Origin of the sequence: Saccharopolyspora sp., from assembly GCF_017434145.1 — a bacterium.
Lineage (GTDB): Bacteria > Actinomycetota > Actinomycetes > Mycobacteriales > Pseudonocardiaceae > Saccharopolyspora_C > Saccharopolyspora_C galaxeae.
Map to the genome: position 1 here is coordinate 1 of NZ_JAFRFW010000889.1, position 2,315 is coordinate 2,315.

Below are 2,315 nucleotides of genomic sequence, written 5' to 3' on the forward strand. Positions count from 1 at the left end.
GCGCAGCGACTCCGGGTCGGCGCGGGGGCGGCGCACCGGCCAGACGCGCTCGGCGAAGAACTCCTCGGGCCAGTCGAACGCCTCGGCCTGCACGTCCTGCGGCAGCGCGAGGGTGACCGCGCCGGTCTCGGCCGGGTCGGTGAGCACCCGAATCGCCTCCAGCGCGGACGGGATCAGCGCCTCGGGCCGCCAGATCCGGTCGAAGTAGCGCGAGACCGGGCGCAGCGCGTCGTTCACCGACACGTCGCGGGCGTGCGGCACTTCGAGCTGCTGCAGCACCGGATCGGCCGGGCGGGTCGCGAACACGTCGCCGGGCAGCAGCAGCACCGGAAGGTGGTTGATCGAAGCCAGCGCCGCTCCGGTGACCAGGTTCGTCGCGCCCGGGCCGATCGAGGTGGTGCACGCGTAGGCCGACATCCGCCCGCTCTGGCGCGCGTAGCCGACCGCGGCGTGCACCATCGCCTGCTCGTTGCGGCCTTGGACGTAAGGCAGCTCCCGATCCTCCAGCAGCGCCTGGCCGACCCCGGCCACGTTGCCGTGCCCGAAGATTCCCCAGCATCCGGCGATCAACCGGGTCCGCACGCCATCGCGCTCGGAGTGCTGCTGCGTCAGGAACCGCACCAGCGCCTGCCCGACGGTGAGCCGTCGCGTGCTCATCACCGCTCTCCTTCCGGAGCCGCGTACAGCGGCAGCCGCGCGTCCACCGGCAGCTGCGCCCAGGTGTCGCGCACCCACGCGTGCGCGGGGTCGTCGCAGATCAGCCACGCCCGGTCCGGCGACGGACCGGCCATGACGTTGAGGTAGTACATGTCGTAGCCGGGCACCGCCATCGACGGGCCGTGCCAGCCGTCCGGGATCAGCACCACGTCACCGCCGCGCACCTCGGCGAGCACGTCGGTCTCGCTGTGCGGCCCGGACGGGTAGACGCGCTGGTAGCCCATCGCGTCCGAGCCGCCGTCGAGCTCGAAGTAGTAGATCTCCTCCAGCGCGGACTCGCCGTCGCGTTCGGTGTCGTGCTTGTGCGGCGGGAACGACGACCAGTTGCCCGCGGGGGTGAGCACCTCGACCGCGATCAGCCGGTCCGCCTCGAACACGTGCGCCGCGCCGAAGTTGTTGACCTGCCTGCTGGATTGCCCGGCGCCGCGCAGCTCCACCGGAACCTCCGAGGCCGGGCCGTAACGCGCGGGCAGCCGCCGCTCGCAGCGGGCACCGGTCAGCGCGAATTTTCCGCCCGTTGCGGACGAAATCCGCACCTGCGCGTCGCGGGGCGCGTAGGCGAAATCGGTGACTCCGCGGAAGACGCTCTGCCTGCCGTGCAGCTCGAACGCTTCGCCGTCGCAGTGCACCGTGCAGCTGCCGGACAGCGGCAGCACGATCCACTCGCTTTCGCCGGTGCCGAACTCGTGCTGCTCGCCCGCGGCGAGGTCGAGCACGCGCAGCGACGAATAGCCCCACCCGGCCGACGCGGGGTCGACGTGCACCGCGTAGTCGCCGCGCGCGGCCGAGCCCGCGGGGAGGTAGAAGCTCTTGTCCGCCAAGACCCGCTCCAATCCTGTCTTGCGCCGAAGTCGTTGTGGATTCCCGTTCACAGCAAGCCGACCGCGGTGTCCACAGCGGACGCCACGTCGCCGTCCGGCGGGTACAGCAGGCTGCGCCCCACCACCAGGCCGTGCACGTTCGGCAGCCGCAGCGCCTTGTGCCAGCGCTCGAACGTCGCGTCCTGGTCGGCGGCGACCTCGCCGCCGAGCAGCACCGTGGGCAGCGTCGTGGACTCCATCACCGGCCCGATCCGGTCGATGTCGTCGATCACCGGCACCTTCAACCAGGTGTAGGCCGAGGTGCCGCCCAGCCCGGAGGCGATCGAGATCGAGCGGGTCACCGCTTCCGCGGACAGGTCGTTGCGCACCTTGCCGCCTTCCCGCCGGGACAGGAACGGCTCGACCATCGCCATCAGCCCGCGCTCGGCGAGCTCGTTGACCGCCTGCGCGGCCCCGGTCATCGTCGCCAGCGAACCCGCGTCGGCGTAGTCCAGGCGCAGCAGCAACTTGCCGCCGTCGAAGCGCAGCCGCTCGATGTCCTGGGCCCGGTGGCCGGTGAACCGGTCGTCCAGCTCGAACGACGCGCCTGCCAGGCCGCCGCGGTTCATCGAACCGATCGCGACCTTGTTCTCCAGCGCACCCAGCAGCAGCAGGTCGTCGAGCACGTCCGAGGTGCCCAGCACGCCGTCCACTCCGGGCCGCTGCAGCGCCACGCACAGCCGTTCCAGCAGGTCCAGCCGGTTCGCCATCGCCAGCGCGTCGTCGCCTGCGCCGAGC

Annotated in this window: 3 protein-coding genes; all 3 read right to left on the reverse strand. The window is 71.9% G+C overall.

What is annotated here, in order from left to right; genetic code table 11:
- A partial coding sequence (locus IJH84_RS24065; protein ID WP_295149374.1) for a thiamine pyrophosphate-binding protein occupies window positions 1-657 on the reverse strand: 657 nt, incomplete at its 3' end.
- Window positions 657-1,538 (reverse strand): 5-deoxy-glucuronate isomerase, encoded by an 882-nt coding sequence (gene iolB, locus IJH84_RS24070; RefSeq protein ID WP_295149377.1) that lies wholly within the window; start codon window positions 1,536-1,538, stop codon window positions 657-659. The genes IJH84_RS24065 and iolB, both read right to left, overlap by 1 nt.
- Before the next feature lie 47 nt (window positions 1,539-1,585).
- Window positions 1,586-2,315 (reverse strand): deoxyribose-phosphate aldolase (locus tag IJH84_RS24075; protein ID WP_295149380.1); only part of this gene is annotated, 730 nt, incomplete at its 5' end.